This is a genomic window from Bradyrhizobium sp. AUGA SZCCT0431 (assembly GCF_018131065.1).
Lineage (GTDB): Bacteria > Pseudomonadota > Alphaproteobacteria > Rhizobiales > Xanthobacteraceae > Bradyrhizobium.
This window is the reverse complement of record NZ_JAFCLR010000013.1, coordinates 1-20,826: the sequence shown is the minus strand read 5'-3', so window position 1 is coordinate 20,826 and position 20,826 is coordinate 1. Positions and strand designations below refer to the sequence as shown.

General features: G+C 60.2%; 18 protein-coding genes. 7 read left to right on the top strand and 11 right to left on the bottom strand.

Annotation, left to right across the window (positions count from 1 at the left end; translation table 11 throughout):
• Positions 1–6: 6 nt before the first annotated feature.
• Positions 7–1,659 carry a class I adenylate-forming enzyme family protein gene (locus JQ567_RS14620; protein WP_212439472.1) on the bottom strand — a complete coding sequence of 551 codons (1,653 nt, stop codon included), beginning with the start codon at positions 1,657–1,659 and terminating at the stop codon, positions 7–9.
• Positions 1,660–1,850: 191 nt separating this feature from the next.
• Between JQ567_RS14620 and JQ567_RS14615 the strand changes: the two genes are divergently transcribed.
• Both JQ567_RS14615 and JQ567_RS14610 read left to right on the top strand, forming a co-directional pair.
• Positions 1,851–2,594 (top strand): SDR family NAD(P)-dependent oxidoreductase, encoded by a 744-nt coding sequence (locus tag JQ567_RS14615; protein WP_212439471.1) that lies wholly within the window; start codon positions 1,851–1,853, stop codon positions 2,592–2,594.
• 1 nt (position 2,595) lies between these two features.
• A complete protein-coding gene (locus JQ567_RS14610) occupies positions 2,596–3,273 on the top strand; it encodes a glutathione S-transferase family protein (RefSeq protein WP_212439470.1) in 678 nt (225 codons plus the stop codon).
• A gap of 34 nt (positions 3,274–3,307) precedes the next feature.
• Here the strand turns inward: JQ567_RS14610 and JQ567_RS14605 are convergent, their stop codons facing one another.
• Complete coding sequence (locus JQ567_RS14605) at positions 3,308–4,507, bottom strand: CaiB/BaiF CoA-transferase family protein (protein WP_212439469.1); 1,200 nt, start codon at positions 4,505–4,507, stop codon at positions 3,308–3,310.
• Positions 4,508–4,607: 100 nt separating this feature from the next.
• Positions 4,608–5,240 (bottom strand): 2-hydroxychromene-2-carboxylate isomerase, encoded by a 633-nt coding sequence (locus JQ567_RS14600; RefSeq protein WP_212439468.1) that lies wholly within the window; start codon positions 5,238–5,240, stop codon positions 4,608–4,610.
• A 240-nt stretch (positions 5,241–5,480) separates the two neighbouring features.
• On the opposite strand from JQ567_RS14600, the gene JQ567_RS14595 reads away from it, so the two are divergent.
• The gene (locus JQ567_RS14595; RefSeq protein WP_212439467.1) at positions 5,481–5,996 is read left to right on the top strand and encodes a helix-turn-helix domain-containing protein; all 516 of its coding nucleotides are present in this window, start codon (positions 5,481–5,483) and stop codon (positions 5,994–5,996) included.
• Positions 5,997–6,018: 22 nt separating this feature from the next.
• Here JQ567_RS14595 and JQ567_RS14590 read toward each other — a convergent pair whose 3' ends face one another.
• The 5 genes from JQ567_RS14590 to JQ567_RS14570 form a co-directional block, all read right to left on the bottom strand.
• The gene (locus JQ567_RS14590; RefSeq protein WP_212439466.1) at positions 6,019–7,887 is read right to left on the bottom strand and encodes an AMP-binding protein; all 1,869 of its coding nucleotides are present in this window, start codon (positions 7,885–7,887) and stop codon (positions 6,019–6,021) included.
• Positions 7,888–8,006: 119 nt separating this feature from the next.
• Positions 8,007–9,206: an ABC transporter substrate-binding protein gene (locus tag JQ567_RS14585; RefSeq protein WP_212439465.1), complete on the bottom strand. Its 1,200-nt coding sequence runs from the start codon at positions 9,204–9,206 to the stop codon at positions 8,007–8,009.
• 376 nt (positions 9,207–9,582) lie between these two features.
• Positions 9,583–12,693: an efflux RND transporter permease subunit gene (locus tag JQ567_RS14580; protein ID WP_212439604.1), complete on the bottom strand. Its 3,111-nt coding sequence runs from the start codon at positions 12,691–12,693 to the stop codon at positions 9,583–9,585.
• Positions 12,694–12,807: 114 nt separating this feature from the next.
• Positions 12,808–13,266 carry a nuclear transport factor 2 family protein gene (locus JQ567_RS14575; protein WP_212439603.1) on the bottom strand — a complete coding sequence of 153 codons (459 nt, stop codon included), beginning with the start codon at positions 13,264–13,266 and terminating at the stop codon, positions 12,808–12,810.
• 38 nt (positions 13,267–13,304) lie between these two features.
• Entirely contained in the window at positions 13,305–14,414 is a 1,110-nt protein-coding gene (locus JQ567_RS14570; RefSeq protein ID WP_212439464.1) for an efflux RND transporter periplasmic adaptor subunit, read from the bottom strand.
• 85 nt (positions 14,415–14,499) lie between these two features.
• On the opposite strand from JQ567_RS14570, the gene JQ567_RS14565 reads away from it, so the two are divergent.
• From JQ567_RS14565 to fabF, 3 genes are read left to right on the top strand one after another with little or no spacing between them, the layout of a single operon-like run.
• Positions 14,500–15,078, top strand: a complete 579-nt coding sequence (locus tag JQ567_RS14565) for a TetR/AcrR family transcriptional regulator (protein ID WP_192735085.1) — start codon at positions 14,500–14,502, stop codon at positions 15,076–15,078.
• A 37-nt stretch (positions 15,079–15,115) separates the two neighbouring features.
• Entirely contained in the window at positions 15,116–16,276 is a 1,161-nt protein-coding gene (locus JQ567_RS14560; RefSeq protein ID WP_212439463.1) for an iron-containing alcohol dehydrogenase, read from the top strand.
• Between the two features lie 45 nt (positions 16,277–16,321).
• The gene (gene fabF / locus JQ567_RS14555) at positions 16,322–17,584 is read left to right on the top strand and encodes a beta-ketoacyl-ACP synthase II (protein WP_212439462.1); all 1,263 of its coding nucleotides are present in this window, start codon (positions 16,322–16,324) and stop codon (positions 17,582–17,584) included.
• A 186-nt stretch (positions 17,585–17,770) separates the two neighbouring features.
• Here fabF and JQ567_RS14550 read toward each other — a convergent pair whose 3' ends face one another.
• The 3 genes from JQ567_RS14550 to JQ567_RS14540 form a co-directional block, all read right to left on the bottom strand.
• Entirely contained in the window at positions 17,771–18,544 is a 774-nt protein-coding gene (locus tag JQ567_RS14550) for an SDR family oxidoreductase (protein ID WP_212439461.1), read from the bottom strand.
• Positions 18,545–18,623: 79 nt separating this feature from the next.
• Complete coding sequence (locus JQ567_RS14545) at positions 18,624–18,920, bottom strand: YciI family protein (protein ID WP_212423377.1); 297 nt, start codon at positions 18,918–18,920, stop codon at positions 18,624–18,626.
• A 60-nt stretch (positions 18,921–18,980) separates the two neighbouring features.
• On the bottom strand, positions 18,981–19,814 hold the full coding sequence (locus tag JQ567_RS14540; protein WP_212439460.1) for an oxidoreductase: 834 nt from the start codon (positions 19,812–19,814) through the stop codon (positions 18,981–18,983).
• A 169-nt stretch (positions 19,815–19,983) separates the two neighbouring features.
• On the opposite strand from JQ567_RS14540, the gene JQ567_RS14535 reads away from it, so the two are divergent.
• Positions 19,984–20,577 carry a TetR/AcrR family transcriptional regulator gene (locus tag JQ567_RS14535; protein ID WP_212439459.1) on the top strand — a complete coding sequence of 198 codons (594 nt, stop codon included), beginning with the start codon at positions 19,984–19,986 and terminating at the stop codon, positions 20,575–20,577.
• The last annotated feature ends 249 nt before the right edge of the window (positions 20,578–20,826 follow it).

Here is a 20,826-nt window from a genome sequence, read left to right as displayed (position 1 = left end):
GTCAGGTTAGACATGTTGTCTGCGAAATTCGGCCGCCCGCTCCGGAGGGCTTTCATCGCCCTCGCCACGCAAGGACTCCGCGAGCTTGTGCTTGAGTATCTTGCCAGTTGAGGTGGCCGGCAACGCATCGAGGATGATGATTTTGGACGGCCGCTTGTATGAGGTGAGTTGAAATCGGATGAAACTCATCAGATCGTCCGGCGTCACACGTGACCCCGGCAGCAGTTGCACAAACCCGACAATTTCTTCATTGCCGTCGGCGGTACGGCCGACCACGGCGCATTGCACGACGTCCTTATGTGAACTGAGGACCGCTTCGACCTCGGCGGGATAGACGTTGAAACCCGAACGGATGATCATTTCCTTGGTGCGGCCGACAATGTACAGGCAATCGCCGTCATAGCGCGCCAGATCGCCGGTGTTGAACCAACCCTCGCTGTCGATTGCCTTGGCGGTAAGGTCGGGGGCACGATAGTAGCCGAGCATCACGTTGCGCCCGCGGACATGCAGCTCTCCGACCTCACCTCTTGCCGTCGGAATTCCGTCGAGCGTTCTGACCCGCGCCTCTACTCCCGGCAGCAGTGTGCCTACTGCCTGGTCGGCACGTGGTGCATCGAAGCGCACGCCCGATATCCCCGGCGAACATTCGGTGATCCCGTAGCCATTGAGCAGCGGAAGGCCGAACTCTTTTTCCACACGCAACTTCAGATTCAAATCGAGGGGCGCGCCGGCGACGCCGATCAGGCGTAACGATCCTCGGGCGAGTTGCTCCACACCCGACACGCTCTTGTACTCCAGCAGGCGCTGATAGGTGGCGGGCACGCCGTTGAGGATGGTAACGCCCTCCTCCGCGATCGCCCTGGCCGTTGCGGCAGGATCGTATTTGCTGACCATCCGCACCGTGCCGCCGGTCATCAATGTCATGATCAGGAGCGAGATGCCGACGATATGGGAGATCGGCAAGACGAGATAGATCTTGTCGTCTTCATTCATTTTGCGAATCGACGCGGTGGTCTTGGCGCTGATCAGGAGGTTGTCATGCGAGAGCATCACGCCCTTCGGCGCCCCCGTCGTTCCCGAGGTGTAGATCAGCACCGCGACTTGTTTTCCGGGATCGGCCTCTACCGGCTCGACGATTGCGCTTTCGTTGAGCGGACCAACACCAACCTCCAGCAGTGGGCCTATTCGCTGATTCCCGGCTCCATAGCGCGAAGCGTGAGCAGCGGCCTCCTTCGAAATACCTGATGTGAAAAACATCCGGCGGGCGCCGCTATGGTCGCGGATCTGATCCAGTTCGCGTGCGGACGATCGCGGGTTGGCGACGATCGCCCAGGCGTCGAGCCGGCTCGTCGCCAGCAGCAACGCGGCCAGTGCGATACAGTTTTCGCTGACAATGACCATCCGGTCGCCGGCTCTGATTCCCAGCGTCGAAAGGACGGCGGCGATCTCGCTGACGCGCTGCTCCAGTTCGCGGTAGCTCCAGCATGCTCCGTCTTCGACCAGCGCGATCCGGTCGGCGGCCTTGGCAACCTGCCTTGCCGTGACTTCATGGATTCGACGCGGCAAGCCGACAGCAACCTCATCGAGATTGATCGCATCTGAAAGCTGCACCACGACCGACCTCCCGACCAAAGCATGCCTGCTTTTGCAACGCGGCATATTCGCGGTTAACCTAACGTTCTTTTTTAGAACTCGTCAATCACTAATTCATCGTTCTCACTTTACGCGGTCCGAAGGGGCAACTAACCTGCCCTAATTTGACGCGCTCGTTTCTGAAACGCGTCGTTTACAATGTACCGGCCCGCAGCTACGATTAAAGTATCAAATAAGAACTTAATGGGAGAAACGAAATGGCGGAGAGCCGCGGGGTAGCGATACTTGTGGGCGCAGGCGACGCGATCGGAGCGGCCGTCGCCCGGCGTTTTGCAAGCGGCGGCTATACGGTTTGCATCTGCAGGCGTGATGCGTCCAAGTCGCAGGGGCTCGTGAGCGAGCTCAGGGCTGCGGGACATAACGTTCACGCGTTCAGTGTCGATGCCCGTCAGGAAGCAGAGGTCCAGGGCATATTCGCGCGGATCGAGAAGGAGTTCGGGCCCATCGAGGTTTGCCTCTTCAACGCGGGATCGAACGTCAACAAGCCATTGCTGGAGACGACCGAGAAACTGTTCTTCAAGGCCTGGGAACTGGCCTGCTACGGCGGCTTCTTGGTCGGACGTGAGGCCGCGCGCGTGATGCTCCCGCGCGGACATGGCACCATTTTCTTTACGGGGGCGACCGCCAGTGTGCGTGGCGGCCAGGGGTTTGCGGCATTCTCATCAGCGAAGTTCGGACTTCGAGCAGTGGCCCAGGCGATGGCGCGCGAGCTCGGACCGAAGAACATTCATGTCGTGCATCTCCTGATCGACGCCGGCGTCGACAGCGAGGCAATTCACCAGCGCATGAAAGCAGCAAAAGGGATCGAGGCAAGCGACATTCCCGCGGATAGCCTGACCAAGACGTCTTCCATCGCTGACGCCTATTGGTTCACCCACCAGCAAAGCAGGGATGGCTGGACCCACGAGCTCGATCTCCGTCCGTCCGTGGAGAAGTGGTAATATGAACGCGACACCAAACCTGACCCTGTGGGGCGTTGGGACAAGCCGCACCATTCGCCCGCATTGGGCCATGCACGAACTGGGCCTGGTCTACGAGACAAGACCGATCGGGCCGCGGACGGGCGAGACCAAGACCGCGGAATACACCAAGCTCAATCCGCGCCAGAAGATTCCGCTGCTTCAGGACGGCGACTTCTGCATCGGCGAGAGCGCCGCGATCGTTGCCTACCTGTCGCGAATGTACTCCACGACGGAGCGCTCGCTGATTCCGGAAACCACCCGTGAGTATGCCGCGTGGCTGGAGTGGTGCTTCTTTATCGTCGCGGAGCTGGATTCAACCAGCCTTTACGTGATGCGCCGCCATCGGGCCGACGCACTCGGTCCGATCTACGGTATTGCGCCCGAGGTCGTTGCCCAGGCCGGCGAGTATTTTCGCCAGCAGCTGCGCCATGTCGAAGTCGCGCTCGCAGACGACCGGCCATTCCTGATGGGCGAGCGGTTCACCAGCGCCGACATCCTGCTCACCACCTGCCTTGAGTGGGCTATCGCCTATGGCGTTGGCATTTGCGACAACGCGCAGCCCTATCTCGAACGCATCAAGAAACGGGAGGCCTTTCAGCGCGCCGTCGCGGCAAATGCCCCGTTGGTACCGATCACCCCGGCGCCGGTGAAAGCTTAGAAACCGCCCTCCACGCGCGCAAGACGGCTTGGCGTCAGACCGCCACGCGCACGCTGCGCTCGGCAACCATCTTGTCGATGGCGCTATCGTCGTAACCCAATTCCCGCAACACGTCGCGCGAGTGCTCGCCGACGCGAGGGGCCGGCCCGCCGATCGCGGCCTCATTGATCTCAAAGCGGGCCGCTGGCTTCGGCTGCCGTACCCGCCCGACCTTCGGCTGATCGAACTCCGCGATGATACCGCGCGCAATCACCTGTTCATTGTGGATGATTTCGCCTCGCCGCAGGATCGGCGCGCAAGGGACGTCGGCAGCGTCCAGGCGCTCCAGCCATTCGGCCGTGGTGTGCTGGCCGATATACTCCGCCATCTTGTTGATGCGCGCCGTGGCGTTGACCGAACGCGCCGATGGCGTCGCAAACCGGGGATCCTTGGCAAGCTCGGGATCGCCGGAAGCCCGGCAAAACCCCTGCCATTCGGAATCCGAGATGGTACCAGCCGTGATGTAGCCATCGCTGGTCTTGAACACGAGATCCGGTCGATCGTTAGGATCTGCGGCGGTGGTCTCGGCTCCCACTACCGTGTACTGCATCATGCCTTCCGGCCACAGGTACGAAATCATCGCATCCAGCATTGCGACCTGAATGTGATCGCCCTGCCCGGTCTTCTCGCGGGCATAGAGCGCCGCTGCCACCGCCTGCGCGGTGAACACGGCGGTAGTCTTGTCACATACGATAGTTCGTATCATCTGCGGACGGTTCGTTACCGGCTGCGACTGGATATCGGCAAAGCCCGACAACGCTTGAATGATCGGATCATAGACGCGCTTCTTCACATACGGGCCGGTCTCGCCGACGCCGCTGATCGAGACATAGATCAAGCGCGGATGACGTTGGCGCAACTCATCGACGCCGAGACCGAGGCGCTCCATGGTGCCGGGCCGGAAATTTTGCACCAGGACGTCCGCCTGCGCGACCAACTTGGCGAGAACCTCTCGGCCGGCCGCGCTCTTGACGTCGATCGACAGTGAGCGCTTGCCGCGGTTCGAAGAGATAAAAAGCGCGGAAAACTCTCCATCCTTGTCAATGGTGGCGCGGCTGCGCCGCGTAATATCGCCGGCAATCGGCTCGATCTTCAGAACGTCGGCGCCCTGATCCGCCAGAAACATGGTCGCGTAGGGACCCGACACCACGCCTGTTAAATCCAGGACTCGAACACCGCTAAGTGGGCCAGGCATGGGCATTCTCCCTGAGTTTATTTCGCTGAGGGGCCGACTGAGTTTTCCTCATGCAGGCCCGGGACAATCGGCCTGGCTCTGCAGGTCTAAATTCCCAACATTAGGCTGTTTTCGAAACCAGTTGACTGGTCTGTTCGACGATCGACTCCTCGACGTCACGGAGCTGGTCCTTGCCGAAGAACATTTCCTTTCCAACGAAGAAAGTCGGTGAGCCGAATGCTCCGCGGTTAACCGCGTCGGTGGTCCGATCGATCAACCCCTTCTTGACGTCATCTTGCTGCGCACGCGCAATCAACCGGTCGATATCGATGCCTGAGGAGATGAATGCGTTCCGGAAGGTTTCGAGGTCATCCATCTTCTTGGGCTCTTCCCACATATGATGATAGGCGGCGCGGAAATAGGGTTCAAACATGCCTTCGAACTGAGCCGCGACGGCGCCACGCATCAGCATCAGCGTGTTGACTGGAAAGAAAGGATTCTGGCGAAATTTCGTAATGTTATGGCGGCGGATGAAACGCTGGGTCTCGAGCGCCTGGTATTCCGGCTTGTTCTTGATCCCGCGAAGCGAGTCGAACGGGGACATGTTGCCGGTCCCCTTGAAGATGCCGCCGAGCAGAACCGGGACATATTCGAATTTCACGCCGGTGCGCCATTCGATTCCCGGAAGGACCAGTTCCGCCAGGTAAGCGTTCGGGCTGCCGAAATCGAACAGGAATTCCACTTTCAGGGGCATGTCAGCTCCTCCCGTAGAGCGCAGTGATGGTCAGGTTTTGTGATCTTCCAGCCGAACTCCGGCTGCAATTCGTTCATACAGTTCTAAAATTGAACTGTCAAATCTATGCGGAATTCTGCTAGTTTGGGCTGATCGCCGGGGTATTGTTTGAAATCGAGTACCTATCTAGAATGGTATAGGCGGCTTGCGGTTCCCTGGATGATTCGAGTGGAACAGGCGCCGGACGACCGGAGAACTGGAATGAAATGGGATGAACTTGAGGAAGAGCCGTGTTCGATGGCTCGAACCATCGGTGTGATCGGTGACCGTTGGACGCTTCTGATCCTCCGCGAATGCTTTCTGCGTACGCGCCGCTTCGAGGGCTTTCAGTCAGCGCTTGGGATCACGCGCCATTTGCTCGCCGAGCGGCTGAAAAAGCTGGTTCGGCAGGGCGTGCTGCGCCGCATTCCATATCAGGAGTCGCCCAAACGCCACGAGTATATCCTGACGCAGAAGGGTCTCGACCTCTATCCGATCATGATGGCGCTCGTCCATTGGGGCGACACCCACATGGTCGACGAACGCGGGCGGCCGTTGCTGCATCAGCACCGCAAATGCGGCAAGAACTTCGATCCGGTCATGGTGTGCTCCGAATGCGGCGAGCCGCTTTTGGCCAAGGAGGTACACACCCACCCCGGCCCCGGGGCCCGCGCCCCTTCGGAACGGATTTCTCGCGACAAGCCCGCAAAGCCAAAGACCCGCAAGCAAGCGGCGTGATTGTCCGTCAGGCCGCTCACGCTCAAATCACCATCACGTCTTCGCTCGGCGGCTCTGCATACAGCCTTTCGACGCACCACGATCGGTGGCTCAACACGGCCCGCTGATTGACGTAGGCCTTGTCGGTAATCTCGCCTGCCGCCATCGACGGCGGATCCTTGAGTAGGGAGAACGAACAAATTCTTTCGCTGCTTCCGACGGTTTCATTGTATTCCCGAAAACGGTCTTTCAGGAATTGAACTACGAGAGGGTCGCAGGTCAAATCGGACGCCTTCGAGATCCGCGCTGCCTCGGCCGGATTCAACCAGCAGAGCAGCGCGCACGCTTCACGATTTTCTCCCGCGACGACGAGGTCCAGCAATACGCCCCGAGTTGCAGCCAGAATTGCCGCGCGCATATTCCCGATCGAGACCCAGGTGCCATTCGCGAGTTTGAAGTTCTCCGAAATTCTGCCTGTAAAGCGCAACCCAAGCTCCGGCTTCTGAGGATCCAGAAACGAGACGGTATCGCCGATGCGATAGAACCCTTCCTCATCGAAGGCCTTTTCCGTCAAATCCGGCCTTCCGAGATAGCCGGGTGTAACATTGGGTCCCTTGACCCTTGCCTCGTAAGTATCGGAAACAGGAATGAGCTTTAGCTGAAGACCCGGCGCGGGAAGACCGATTTCTCCCGGCTGGTCCGTCGCCCAATGGGTCGTACTGATCGTTGGTGCCGTTTCGGTGGTGCCGTAGCCCGACATGACCGGAATTCGTCGGCCGGTGATCGACGACGTCAGCCGATAGAGCTTTTCAAGCGTGCCCTGCGAGATTGCCGCCCCGGCATAGCTCAGTCTGTCCATCCGCCTGAACACGCTGGCGCCAAGATCGAGGTCGTTCTCGATTGCGTCACATAGGAGATTATAGCCGGCAGGTACGTTGAACATGGCGGTAGGCGAAATCTCCTTGAGATTCGCGACCGTCTTGTAGAAGAGCTGAGGCAGCGGCCGGCCATCATCGATGTAGAGCGTACCGCCATTCTTGAGAATGCCGTGAAGGATTACGTTGCTGCCCATCGTATGGTGCCAGGGCAGCCACTCGACCTGCACCGGCGCGTCCGGAGGAGATACTAGCTGACTCCCCATTTGCAAGGAGCTTGCCATCATGCGGTGGGTGTTGAGCACGCCTTTGGGAAAACCCGTCGAACCGGATGTAAAGAGAATCTTTGCGACAGCGTCGCAAGAAACCGCCAGTGAAGCGTCCGCAAATCCCTCGCTCCCCGTTCGGGATTTCAGTGCACCGAAAGGCACGGTATCCGGCGCCCCATCGACACTGATCCAGGTCGATGCTGCCAGTTCGCGAATAGAACGTCCCGCGGAAAAGTCGCGCGCGCTCTGAACAAAAACAAAATTCGGGCGCAGCGATTCCGCTATATCTTTGAGACGAGCCAGGCCTCCGGGCATCAACGTGTAGTTTGGGGATATCGGCGCTAGGATTACCCCTATCGACATCGCGGCAAACGAGATCACTGCGTTCTCGATCGAGTTTCCTGAAAGTATCGCCAGCTTGTCGGCCGGCTTTGCGCCCATATCGATCAGGCTTTGGCCGACCGCCTGGACCTGCGACCATGCCTCGCGATAGGTGATCTCGTCCCATCCCCCTTCGGCATTGCGTTGCGCAAGAAAAATCCTATCGGGAACAGAATTAGCCCAGCTCGGAAGAAAATCCGTGATACGCCAGTCGCACTTTCCTAACTCGAGCGGCGAGCTCAATATGAGCGTGCCGTCGGTTCGACGCTCTATGGAAAGCTCCCTCGGCGCGAACGTCAGTGGCTTCGTCGACATCGAAACAATCTCCTGAACCGCTGTGATGGTCGACAAGCGCGCGGGGGCACGATTCGTCGCTTCTGACGCCATGTCCGCTGGAACCTACCTGCCTGGATCGCGCGAACGATCAATCGAGCTTTCGGGCCAGACCAGCCGGCAGTTGGCACCAGCCCGCCAACTGCCGCCCCCCGTCGCCTCGCCCAGTGAATTCACTCGGACTTGGCATCCAGCACTTCCCCGAAGCCTTCCCAACTTGCACCGGTCCATCGCTGCAGTCGCATCTGTGTCCAGATCATGTTCACCGTGTCGGTGGTGTTGACCTTGATGCCAGGCAGCACAGTCGGCACCACGAAATCCCTGAGGTTCTTGGCCTGCGCGAGAATATTCTTGCGGGACAGATCATTGCCGCATTGCTTTAGAATCTGCTCGAGCAGGAAGCCTTGCTGATAGCCGGTCAGATAGCTGCCATTGGTGATATCGACGCCCGGCAAATACTTGTCCAGAAATGCCCGGTAGGTTTGCATGCCCGGGTCATCTTTCCATGTCGGATCCAGAATATCCTTGTTGGTCGTGCCGACGATCACGCCGACTGATTTGTCGAGACCGGCGGGTGCGAGCGTGCCTCCGACAGAGCCGGATGGGAAATTGATGATGACGGTTGCCTTCCAGCCGATTACCGAGGCTTGCCGTATTGCCTGAGCGGCGAACTTCGGTGTGCCGGCGATCACGAGGGCATCCGCACCGGAGCTCTTCAGATTAACCACCTGTGAATCGACCGTCGGTTCGGTGACCTCATAGGAAGCGGTCACGACCTTTCGGTCGAAATCCTTTCCGAGAAACGCCTTGAAAGCGTTCACATAGTCTTTGCCCAGGTCGTCGTTCTGATAGAGGATGGCAAACTTGGCGTTCGGCAGCGCCTTCGTCAGATATTTGGCGTAAATTTTTCCTTCGGTGTCGTAGCTCACAAGGCCGGTCGTGGTCATCGGGTAATTGGCGACGTCCGTAAACTTGGATGACCCGCTGATAATTGCGATGCTGGGCACCCCTTTCGACCGCAGGTATTTTGCCGTAGCCGAGATGCCGGGAGTGCCAAGCTGGCCGAACATGAACGACACTTCGTCGCTCTCAACAAGTTTGCGGACATGCTCCACGGCTTTGGGAGGGCTGTAGGCATCGTCATACGCAATGTAGTTGATCTTGCGTCCGTTGATGCCGCCGCGGTCGTTGACCGACTGGATGTAGGCGATAACTCCCTTGCCCACGAGGCCGATCGATGACGCCGGTCCGCTGAAGGGAAAGACGCCACCGATCTTGATCTCGGTAGCAGAGATTCCCGGCTCGTCCGCCGCGAATGCCGGGCCGCTCAAAAGCAGAGCCACAACCGCAACGGCCTTCCAGTTCACCAACATTGCTCATCCTCCCAAACGCGCACCTTTCCGCGGCACGTCGTCTCGGAGAGAGAGTACAGTTCTTTTTTAGAACTAGTCAAGCACTTAGATCATCATCCGTCGGCCAGCCATCGACAAGCCTCGCTGGCGTGCGCAGAAACGTGTGAGTTCTAGCATTACACAGGCTCTCTACCCTAGAAGCCGTTAGCTCGCGGAGAGCCACGCGCGCTCACCCGCCGAATGCCAGGCAGAAGGCTGACGAGCCGTTGCTCTCCCAAGAGCTTCCCTACCATTCCATTTTAAAACTAATGCCGCCGCCCTTGGAGAAATATGCAACCGTGGGCAAGCCGCCTTTGGTCCCATCGGGCGAGACCTTGAAAGCGCCTCCCCAGGAGCCCTACTCGGCAGCCATTGCTGTTCGCAATTCCGGTTCCTTCGTAGAACCTTCATAGATCTCGTCTGCAGTCGGTTTGATCCGAAACCACGCGGCATAAAGCGCAGGAAGAAACAACAGGATCAGCACCGTGCCGACCGCCGTGCCGCCGATCAGCGTATAGGCCATCGATCCCCAGAAGACGGAGTGCGTGAGAGGGATGAAGGCCAGCACGGCGGCAAGTGCGGTCAGGATCACCGGTCTCGTGCGTTGCACGGTGGCCTCGATGACCGCGTGATAGTCGTCAAGGCCGGCAGCGCGGTTCTCCTTGATTTGTTCGGTCAGGATGAGGGTATTGCGCATCAGGATGCCCGCCAGTCCTATCAGGCCCAGAATGGCGTTGAATCCGAAGGGCTGGTTAAAGGCGAGCAATATCGGTACGACGCCGACGAGGCCAAGCGGTGCCGTCAGCATGACCATCGCCATCGTCGAGAAGGATCGCACCTGAAGCATGGTGACGATCAGCATGGCGGCGATCATGGCGGGAAAGACCGTCGCCAACGCGTCATTGGCCTTGGTTGCCTCCTCGATCGAGCCGCCCAATTCGATGCGATAGCCGGCCGGAAGGGATGCGATCAGCGGCTCAAGGGCCGCCTTGATCTCCTTGGAGACCTCTGGAGGCTGGGTCGCCTCGTTGATGTCCGAGCGAATCGTGACGACGGGTGTGCGATCGCGGCGCTTCATAATCGGCTCTTCGAGACGGACCTGAGCATCGCCGATCTGGTCGAGCGGAATCGGGCGGCCGTCCCTGCTCGTCAGTGAGAAATCCGCCAGACGCGTTGGATCCATCCGCTCGCCGCCTGCGCTGCGTGCCACGATGGGGACATTGCGGATGTCCTCACGGACCTGCGTAACAGCGATGCCAGTGAGGAGGAACTGCAGCTGCCGGCCCACCTCCGCCGACGAGAGGCCGATGAGGTTCAGTCGATCCTGATCCGGGATGAAGCGGAGCACGGGTGTGCGATTACCCCAATCGCGGTTCGCTTGCCGCACATCGGGAGCGCCACGCATGACATCGAGAGCTTTGTCAGAGATGGCGTACAATTGCGCGGGGTCAGGCCCCATGACGCGAAACTCGACCGGGAACGGCGTGTAGGGTCCGAACACAAGCTGAGTGACGCGCACGCGAGCCTCAGGCGCAAGCCCATCTGACACCGCCTGTCGGAGTCGATGCTTCAAAGCCTCGCGCGCCCCCTCATCCGGCGTAAGCACGACGATCTTTGCGAAGGCCGGATCGGGCAGCTCAGGCGCCATCGCGAAGAAGAATCGGGGAGCGCCCTGACCGACATAGCTCGTGACGATCTTGGCCTCCGACTGGTGGTCCAGCCAGTGCTCGAGCTTTTCGACTGCGGCGGTGGTCGTCTCAATGCTGGTGCCTTCCGGTAAGCGAACCTCCACCAGCACCTCGGGGCGGTCGGACGTCGGGAAGAACTGCTGTTTGAGGGCGCCCATGCCGACGCCGGAAAGCGCGAAAGCGATAGCGACGATGCTGCAGGTAACGAACTTGTGGCGCACGGCGAAGGTGATGATCCCTCGCAGGCGTCGATAGTTCGGTGTGCCGTAGATCGCGTGGTGACCGCCTTCGATCGGTTTGATCGCCGGAAGCATCTTGACGCCAAGATAGGGCGTGAAGACCACCGCGACGATCCAGGAGACAATGAGGGCGAATCCCACGACCCAAAAGATGTTGCCGGCGTATTCGCCGGCTGTCGAGCGCGCGAAGCCGACCGGCAGGAATCCGGCGACCGTCACGAGTGTACCGGACAGCATCGGCGCCGCAGTATGGCTCCACGCATAGGCCGCCGCCTTGATGCGGTCCATGCCCTCTTCCATTTTCACCACCATCACCTCGATGGCGATGATGGCGTCGTCCACGAGAAGACCAAGCGCCAGGATCAGGGCGCCGAGCGTGATGCGGTCGAAGAACCGGCCGGTTTCCAGCATGATGAGGAATACGACGGCAAGCGTCAGAGGGACGGCAGCCGCCACGACGATGCCGACGCGCCAGCCGAGGCTGAGCAGGCAAACCAGCAGCACCACGCCGAGTGCCATCGCGAATTTCATCATGAATTCGTCAACCGCCGAGGTGATGTTGACGGCCTGGTCGCTGACCTTGGCCAGAGTCATCCCGAGTGGCAGCGTCCGGGCGATAGCTGCGGACCTCTCCTCCAGCGCCTTGCCAAGCGCAAGGCCATCCCAGCCTTCCTGCATGACCGCCGCGAGCATGATGGAGGGCTCACCCTGGTGCCGGATAAGGTAGGTGGGAGGGTCCTCGTAGCCTCGGCGGACATCGGCGATGTCGGCGAGCTTCAGCGTCCGCCCCGCAGCGACGATGGGCGTGTCGGCGATCGCCTGGACGCTGTCATAAGCGCCGTCGACCCGGATGAAGACCTGCGGCCCCTTGGTGTCGATCGAGCCTGCCGGTGTGACGGTGTTCTGCCGCTGCACGGCGGCAACGATATCCTGTGCCGATACGCCGAGGGTTGCCAATTTAGCGTAGGAAAACTCGATGAATATCTGTTGGGGACGTTCGCCGAGGATGTTGATCTTCTTGACGCCGGACACGTGCAGGAGGTCCTGGCGAATGGTTTCGGCTTGCCTGGCGAGTTCGCGCATCGGCATGCCCTTCGCCTTGAGGGCATAAAGGGCGAAGCTCACGTCCGAATATTCGTCGTTGACGAAGGGGCCGAGCACACCAGGCGGCAGCTTGCGCGCTTCATCCCCAAGCTTCTTGCGGGCCTGGTAGAACTCCTCCTGCACGCTGGATGGCGGTGTGCTGTCCTTCAGCGTAACCGTCATGTACGCGTAGCCTGGCCGTGTGGTCGTCTCCACCCGGTCGTACCAGGTCAGCTCCTGGAGCCGTTTCTCCAACGGTTCGGCGACCTGGTCCTGCATCTCGCGCGCCGTCGCGCCTGGCCATACCGTCGTGACCGTCAGGGTCTTGATGGTGAAGGATGGGTCCTCCGCCCGCCCGAGCATGAGGAAGGCGTAGGCGCCAGCGGCCGCCATCAGGAGAATGAAGAACAGGGTTACGGCCCGTTCGCGAACGGCGATCGCGGAAAGATTGAAATTCAGCATTTAGCGGCTCCTATTCCACGACGTTCGTCCTGACGTTCGCCGTCTTGCGACAGGTGATCGCCGAGTGAACTGCGCTGACCTAAAGAACGCGGGCCTCTGACTGCGCTTCTGCTAACTTACGATGGGTTCGGCGGCAGCTTCTTTGAGGCCAGCTGCCGCTTGAGCGGCAAGCCCACGGGCCGCTTCCTGTGAATCCTGAAATTCCTCGAGTGCATGGACCCTACCCCACCGCAGGGTGAACACGTGGAGACCACGGTTGACGTACGACGCGTCGCCGTGTGGCAGCGTTGCGGTGCCGTCCCACTGGACAAACACGGTGGTATTCCACGGCCAGCCCTTCACCCAGATATTGTTGACCGTGAGATGGAGAGTGGGCTGGACGCGGCCGAGGCGCTCAAACCAGCGGCGCAGGGCTTCTTTGTGGTGGCGCTCACCACCAAGCGCGTGGGCGCCGGAAACGCGGTGATGGACATACGGCGCGACTGCCTTCACCGCTTCATCCCAGCGATGGTTGTTGACGTGGTCGAACGTCTTTCGGATTTCTTTCTTTACAATGTAACCGTATACCATTTGACGTCTCCAACGGTGATCGGAAAGATTGAAGCTCATCAGTTGCCCCTGCTTTCAGACGCAGTCCTAACGCGAGCGCCCTCCTGCAGGAGGTGAGCGCCGAGAGAAACAATCGGATCACCAGAACTCAATCCAGAGACCACCGCGCTTTCGCCGCTCAGCCGAACAAGTTTGATGGTCTGAAAGCGGACGGTTGATGTTGCGCTGTCCAGGACCCAAACACCCGTCTTCCGGCCGTCGTCGAGCACGGCTCCCAGCGGCACCTGAACTTCCGGCTGGCTGGCCTGGCTTGCCAGTCGAATGGTCACCGTCGCGCCAAGAGGGGCTGCCGCAGCCTCACCGTCGAGCACATACCGGGCCTCATAGGTGCGGGTCTGAGCATCGGCGGCATCCGACAACTGCCGCAGATGCGCCATATCGCGCCGCCCGTCGGCCCCATACACGCTGGCCTCCGCCACGGAGCCGATCGCTGGCCGGATTGTTTCGGGAAGCGCAACCACCGCTTCGCGGGGGCCGGCCTTCGCGATCCGAACGACTGTCTGGCCGGCGGAGACGACCTGCCCGGGCTCGCCAAGCGTATCGACCACCGTTCCGTCCGCGTCCGCTACCAGGATCGAGTAGGTCGCCTCATTCTCGGAGACGCGCGCATCAGCTTCAGCGGTGGCCAGTTGGGCCGCGGCGGTATCCAACGCGGCCTTCGCTTGCTCGTAGCGCTGTCGGGAAGCCCATCCGCTGCTCACCAACCTGGCGTATCGCTGTTCATCCGCTTCGGTCTGAACGAAAGATGCGCGCGCTGCGGCAACGGCGTTGCGCTTCGCCGTGACCGCAAGGCGAAGGTCGGTTTCGTCGATCCGCATCAGCGGTTGACCGGCCTTAACTTGCTCACCGGCATTCACGAGCCGTTCCACGATCTTGCCGGCAACGCGAAAACCGAGGTTGCTCTGCACCCTCGCCCCGATGATCCCCGTGAAGCCGCGTTCGGATCCGACCACCCGCGCTGCCGTCACCAATCTGACGATCGGTGGTTCCTGCCTCGGGTCGCTCACGGCAGAGGCTGCGTGCGTACGGATGGAAAGCGTAACGAATCCGGCCACCCCGAACACCGCGATCAGGATGCTTCCCAGCACGATAATGGGTCTTTTTTTCATGGCACAGCCTCACCAAAATAGATTGCACTCGAACTCTATATCTGATATAGATTTCGAACGCAATCTAAAAAATTGGAGGTTTGCAATGCGCGTGAGTCGCATCCAGGCAGCGGAAAACCGCGAAACTGTAATCAATGTCGCAAGTCGCCTTTTTCGGGAGTGCGGCTTTGACGGCATCGGCCTCAAGGATCTGATGAAGGGTGCCGGGCTGACCCAAGGCGCCTTTTACAAGCAGTTCGCGTCAAAGGAGGACTTGGCGGCTCAGGCGTCCAAGCGGGCGTTGGAGAGCGCCACCCTCCGATGGTCGGCCGCGACCGCGGCGAAACCCAAGGATCCACTCGGCGCAGTGGTTGCGTTCTACCTCAGCGCCGACCATCGCGATGAAAAGATGGACGGCTGCCCGATCGTGGCGCTCGGCTCAGATGCCGCCAGACAGGGCAGCGACGTGAAAGCGTCATTCGAAACCGGGATCAAAGACCATCTCGAAATCCTCAGCCGAATGATTGCCGAAACCAGCGGCGAGAAGCCCAAGGGCAAAGCGATGGCCATTCTCTCGACGATGGTCGGTGCGCTGATGCTATCGCGCGTCGTCAACGACCCCGATCTGGCTCAGGCCCTTCTGAAGGCGGCGGCCAAACAGGTTCGCGAAACCGCGGCCGCTTGAGAGCTAGTTAATCCTATAAATTCATGGAGGACACGAAATGCGCAAATCCGGGATCCACACCTTTCCAGCAATCGATCGTGTCGTTTATGGCAAAGCTGCGGCGGACGCTTTGAACGATGAGGCGGTGCGACTGGATGCCAAGCGCATCTTCCTCATCGTCAGTCGAACCTTGAACACCAAGACCGATGAGATCGAGAAGATTCGTCGTGCTCTTGGCGACAAACATGTGGCGACCTTTGATGGAATTGCGCAGCATACGACGCGCAAGCAAGCTGCCGAGGTGGCCCGTCAAGCTAATGACGCAGAAGCTGATCTAATCGTGGCTGTCGGGGGAGGTTCTGCTATCGATCTCGCCAAGATAGTCATCATGGCGATGGAACATGATATCCGCGATGAAGCGGGTTTCGATCCATTTCCCATGGGCCCGGGCGTAAACATCTCTCCGTTCCTTTCGCCCACAGTCCGACAGATCGCAATACCGTCCACGCTGAATGGCGGCGAATACAATGCAGCAGCACTCGTCACGGACGAGCGCCATAAGTTGAAGCAGATATTCTTCCATCCCCAAATGATGCCACTGGCGATTATCCTCGACCCTGCCCTCACCCTTCAAACGCCATCGAACCTTTGGATGGGATCGGGAACACGCTCGATGGATCACGGTATCGAAGCGCTGTGCTCACCCGCCGGCACCCCGTTAGCTGACGAAGTCGTCTTGGCAGGTATCCGCATTCTGCGCGAGGGAATGCTCCGGACCTTGCAGCAACCTGATGATCTGGAGGCGCGTCGACAATCTCAATACGGCTCATGGCTGGCGTCTTATGGCCTCCAGGCACGCGTTCCGATGGGAGCAAGCCACGGCATTGGCCATGTGCTTGGCGGCACCTTCGAGGTTCCCCACTACTACTGCACACCTGTCATCATGCCGAGCCTTCTGCGCTACAACAAACCCTTCACCGAGGAGGCGCAGAAGCGTTTGGCGACGGCACTTGGCGCCCCGGGTGGCGACGCCGCAGACGCCTTTGCAGCATTCACAAGAGCACTTGGACTACCTGGCCGCCTCGCTGATGTCGGGATCGGTGAAGACAAATTCGATCAGATCAGCAAGATTGCGATCAATCATCGCTTCGTACAGGCCAATCCGCGGCCCTTCAAAACCGAAGCCGAGATCATCGATCTGCTGCGAATGGCAGCTTAGCTGCCATCAGCGACGATGGACCAAGAATTGGAAGGTAATCTCATTATGCGTCGTGTCGTCGTTACAGGGTTGGGACTGGTATCACCGCTGGGTTGCGGCAGTGAGCTGGCATGGTCCCGCCTGCTCGCGGCCCGTTCAGGGCTGGCTGCCCTTCCCGAATGGGCGGCTGTCCTGCCCGCGCGGGTCGCTGGAATCGTGCCGACAAAGGCCGACGATCCGGATGGCGGCTTCGATCCCGATCTGGTCGTGCCTCCCAAGGACCAGCGGAGGATGGATCGCTTCATCCTGTTCGCACTGGTCGCCACAGCCGAGGCCGTCGCACAAGCGGCATGGACTCCTTCCGACGCACACTCACTCGAGCGCACGGCGACCGTGATCGCATCCGGCATCGGAGGCTTTCCGGCAATCGTCGAGGCGGTTCGCACCACCGATCAGCGCGGGGTCAGGCGCCTCTCGCCCTTCACCGTGCCCTCCTTTCTCGCAAATCTCGCGGCCGGTCATATCTCCATCCGCTACGGTTTCAAGGGTCCCATCGGCACGCCCGTCACGGCTTGCGCCGCGAGCGTGCAGGCGATCGGCGATGCCGCACGCCTCATTCGAACCGGCGAAGCGGATGTTGCGATTTGCGGTGGCTCTGAAGCCTGCATCGATCTCGTGAGCCTCGGCGGCTTCGCCGCTGCCCGGGCCCTTTCAACGGGCTTCAACGAAACGCCGGCGCGTGCGTCCCGCCCCTTCGACCGCGACCGCGACGGCTTCGTCATGGGTGAAGGTGCCGGTATCCTCGTCATCGAAGAGCTGGAACACGCACTCCGCCGCGGAGCCCAACCGATCGCCGAAATCGCCGGCTATGGCACGACTGCCGATGCCTACCACATCACGTCGGGACCCGAGGACGGGGATGGCGCGCGCCGCGCGATGGAAGGCGCCTTGAGGCAGGCCGGGCTCAACCCCGGCGATATCCAGCATCTCAACGCCCATTCCACTTCGACGCCGGTTGGCGACGTTTCCGAACTGGAAGCGATCAAATCCGTGTTCGGCCGCGACGGTAAAATTGCCGTGAGCGCCACCAAATCGGCGACTGGTCATCTGCTCGGCGCAGCCGGGGGAGCGGAAGCGATCTTCACGATCCTCGCGTTACGCGACCAGGTCGCGCCGCCCACTCTCAATCTCGAAAATGGTGACGCGGCCGCGGAAGGCGTCGACCTCGTCTCTCGTGAGGCCAGGCGCATGACGATAGAGCATGCGATTTCGAATGGATTCGGCTTCGGAGGCGTCAACGCCAGCGTCATCTTTCGACGTTGGCAATGAAAGAGAACCGATAGCTCCGAACCCGACGCCGCATAACACGTCCAGGCTGGTTGTCGTGCAAAATCGGCCCGGGATAGCGGGGGAAGTACTCGTGTTCCAGCGGCGCGCTCCGAAATGGCCACTCTTATCGCGCATATGTCCGATTTGCTCGCGCCAATCAGCGAGCGACGACGACCAACCTCGCCGTCAGGCCCGATAACGCGGGGCGGGCTTGGAGTTGCCGAAGCCTGCCGCCAAAACGCCGCGCGCCTTCTCAAAGGCGTCCCACGCCGCCACGTCGGGCACCGGCGGAATTGTCACCAATTCCTTACGATCGAAGCCGACCAGGGCCGCATCCACGAGATCTTCAACCTCCATGACATTGGGCACCTTGCTGGCGTCGCCACCAGCTCGTTCGTAAATCTCGGTGCGCGTGGCCGCAGGCAGCACGGCTTGCACATAGACGCCCTTCGACACGACTTCGGCAGCAAGGCCTTGCGACAGCGTCATCAGGTAAGACTTGGTGGCGGAGTAGATGCCCCGGGAATGTTCGGGGAGTAGAGCCAGCACCGACGCGATATTGATGATCGCGCCATTGCCGCGTTCAACCATGCGGACGACGACAGCGGACGCGAGCAACGTCGGCGCGACCACGTTCAGCCGTAGCAGTTCGTCCATCTTGACTGGATCGGCGGTCGCGAAATCTCCGATCAACGCCGCGCCTGCATTATTGACGAGGATGTCGATAGGCGGGTCGGAGCGGAGACGCCGGAGAACCGGTTCGAGCTGGGAGACGTCGGTCAGATCGGCCGTGATGACTTCGACTGCGATGCCATGCGCATTGCGCAGTTCGGTGGCGAGGGTATTGAGCCTGTCGGTCGCGCGAGCGACGAGCACGAGATCGTGGCCGCGTGCGGCCAAGCGGCGTGCGTAAACTGCGCCGATGCCGCTCGAGGCGCCGGTAACGAGTGCGGTCGTCATGGATGTTGTCCTAATTGAGTTTCGAGTATCGGGATGCTCTGCCGGGGATCGATGGTGACAAATCGTCGGAGCGGCACGGTCAGCCGCGCGCCTTCAGATGAAGCATCGGGTGATGCTCATAATGACCGGCGCCGTTCTTCACGATGGGGTCTTCCGAGGTGATCGCCTTTATCTCTTGGTCATCGGCGATCTGATAGAGCGACACGCCATAACCACCACTCGGGTCCATGACGGGGCCATGCGCGACGACCTGCCCCTTTTCGAGCAGGTCATCCAGGAACGCGCCGTGCTGCTTCATCCATGCTTTCTCATCGGCGGTCATGGTCGCGAGAAAATCAGCGCGCGGCGGAATGTACTTGCACAAATAGTACTTCATGGGTCGCTCCTCGGTGAAAGAGACATGTCTGCTTGCTTGGAGATCTCTCGATTTCAGGGATCAATCAGCCACGCCCATCTGCTTGCGAAAACTCTTCTCGAAAGTCTTTTCGGGAACAAAGCGCCGCATCAGGCGGAGACGGCCCGCCACCTTTCCGGGCGTGTACCGAATGCTCGGCTCTTTTTCGGTGGCAGCCTGCACTACCTTGTCCGCCACGGCTTCCACGGGATCGCCGGCCGCGATGCCGTTGCGCCAGGTCGCGTTCATGGCCGTGCGTCCTTTGTCGTAGACGTTTAGGATCCGATCGGGCTTGTCGCCGTTCTCTTCCAGCGCGGTGCGGGTGAAGACTGGCTCGACCAGCGAGACACGAATGCCGAATGTTCGCAGTTCGTGATCGAGCGATTCGGAATAGCCTTCGACGGCGTGCTTGGTGGCGTTGTAGAGCGCTGTATATGGTCCGGGCAGGAAGCCGGCCACCGAACTGATGTTGATGATCCGGCCCTGGCCCTGCTTGCGCATGATGGGCAGCACTTCAGCGGTGGTGCGAAGGATGCCGAAGACGTTGATGTCGAACAGGCTCTGGGCTTGATTGAGAGACGATTCCTCGGCGGCGCCGATCAAGCTGCGGCCGGCATTGTTCACGAGCACGTCGATCCGGCCTGCAAGCCCAACGACGTCCTTGATCAGTTGCTTGACGGACTCATCATCAGTGACATCGCAGCGAAGCATATGAATGCCCTGTCGCACCTCGTCGGGCGCGGCCTGACGGCTGGTGCCGAACACCCGATATCCCGCGCGGATCAGGGCAAGTCCGGCCGCAAGCCCGATTCCCCCCGAAGCGCCCGTGATCAGGGCGACCTTTTCTCCCGCTGCGCGCGATTGTGCATGTGCCATCTCGAATTCCCTTGTTAGCGCCGCTAATGATTATGTTCGTAATCATAGTCTATTTATGATTATGTACATAATCATTGTCAAGGGCCTTCTGGACGCCGGGTCCGAGCCCCGCTGAAAGAGGTCATGCCGGCGTTATGCCTCGGCCGTCGCCATCGGAAGGGAAGGGCTCGTGAAAGTCAGCAAGGAAATGGTCGAGCAGAATCGCGAGCGGGTGATCGCGACCGCCGCAAGGCTGTTCCGGGAACGTGGGATCGACGGTATCGGGCTGGTCGACTTGATGAAGGCTGCCGGGCTCACTCCCGGAGGCTTCTACCGGCAGTTCAAGTCAAAGGACGACCTCATCGTTCAGGCGGTCAAGCGGGCCTACGAGGATATGAGCGAGGATATCGCGGGCCGTATCGCAGCGAGCGATGATCCGCTGGAGACCCTCGTGCGTCATTACGTGTCGGACTACCACCGCGATGATCCGGGGCAAGGGTGCGGCCTTGCAGCAATGGCTGCCGACGCGGCACGTCACGACGATCCGGCGCTGCGGGAATGCTTCGGCAGCATCGTCAGTAACTATATCGGGCTTCTCACCAAGCTCGTGCCAGGAAGCAGTGCAAAAGCGAAGCGGAGCGCGGCGATAACGGCGCTCGCCGAGATGATCGGATCGGTTGTCCTCTCCCGCGTGGTGCCAGATCCCGCACTATCCGATGAGATCATCGACACGGTCTCGAATGATCTGGTGAAACGCCATGCGAAATCTTCTCGAACTGCTTGATGAGCCGATCGGCGCCACCTCCGACCCGCCGGCGCCCCGCGCCTTATCAATTTAGGGCAGCTCCCCCTCCGTCCGGCCATCCGTCAGTCACTCATCGATGCCCTATCCACCGCCCCTTTGAAATCACTTCCCCTCTACGCTTGGCCCTAGGAATCGTTGCGAAGCAACTAGACTAGAGCGGGATGAGGTTAGGTTGATTCGATTAGGGATTCCCAAATCAGAGCGTCTCTGATTCAACATGCTGGCTGG